Raw genomic sequence first — 516 nt, forward strand, 5'->3', positions numbered from 1 at the left:
AGCCATGTATGAGGCGCTGCTGGCCGCGGGCGCGTCACTCGCGAAGTCGCTCGATCTGCCGCTCGGCATGAGTCTGTCGCCGGAACAGGTCGCGGCGCTGACGAGCAACGTCGTCATCATGCAGACGGTCATCGTCGACGGTCAGGCCGTGCTCGTGCCCGTCGTGTACCTCGCGAAGGCAAGCCAGCAGAACATGAACGGGCCGCTCATCGCTGCGGCCGATATCGATCTGAAGGACGCACAGACCTTCAGCAACAGCGGCACGATACAGGCGGGCAACACGCTTTCAATTCAAGGCAAGCAGATCGACAACGCTTTCGGCGCGCTGCGCAGCGGCGGCCTGATGTCCCTCACCACGCAGGGCGACGTCGATCTGACATCCGCCACCCTCAACGCGGGGAGCCTGGCACTGAATGCCGGCGGCAATCTTCTCCTCAATACCGCTGTCAATACAATCCACCAGGTCAGCGCGACGGGCGCGACGCGCACCGTGAGCACGCTCGGGCCGCTCGCGAC

The 516-nt window shown here is 64.5% G+C and carries 1 protein-coding gene; it reads left to right on the top strand.

From position 1 onward, the window contains the following. Positions 1-516, top strand: a 516-nt coding sequence (locus QCE64_RS37820) for a hypothetical protein (protein WP_310009523.1), incomplete at both ends; no start/stop codon positions are given.

Origin of the sequence: Caballeronia sp. LZ043, assembly GCF_031451075.1 — a bacterium.
GTDB lineage: Bacteria > Pseudomonadota > Gammaproteobacteria > Burkholderiales > Burkholderiaceae > Caballeronia.